The organism is Vibrio sp. 10N.222.55.C6, assembly GCF_041473395.1.
Classification (GTDB): Bacteria; Pseudomonadota; Gammaproteobacteria; order Enterobacterales; family Vibrionaceae; genus Vibrio; species Vibrio crassostreae_C.
The window spans coordinates 1-484 of the sequence record NZ_JBFRSD010000954.1; the positions used below are offsets into that span (position 1 = coordinate 1).

Here is a 484-nt window from a genome sequence, read left to right on the forward strand (position 1 = left end):
TTATTAAACAGTAAATTAGAGGAAGAAAATACTGTAATATTTATTCGTCTCCATCCCAAATTTGAAGTTAACCTTTCCCAATTCGTAGGGAAAAATATCGTCAACCTTGATTCAAAGAAGGTAGAAGATATTACTGAGCATCTTAATCAATTCGATACGTTGATCACTGATTATTCGAGTATTTATTGTGATTTTGCAATGCTGAATAAGCCTGTCGGATTTCTACCTTATGATATCAATGAGTATTCAAAACATGTAGGGTTTTCATTCGATTACAATGAGCTAACGTGGGGAAAAGCCATAAAGAAACAAGATGATTGGTTCAATCACATTAAACCAATCAATAAAGACACAGCTAAAAAAATAAACTTAGATCAGTCAAAACAGGATATTAGTCATTTTATGATTCATTATTTTGAAAGTAGTCTCTTCTGAGTGATTTTTGTGAGGTGAATACAGTGCGCAATGAGGTTGTAGAAATACG

The 484-nt window shown here is 32.2% G+C and carries 1 protein-coding gene; it reads left to right on the plus strand.

Annotated elements, in window-relative coordinates:
* The coding region (locus AB4486_RS27025; RefSeq protein WP_372119856.1) for a CDP-glycerol glycerophosphotransferase family protein at positions 1-435 on the plus strand (435 nt) is incomplete at its 5' end.
* Between the last annotated feature and the right edge of the window lie 49 nt (positions 436-484).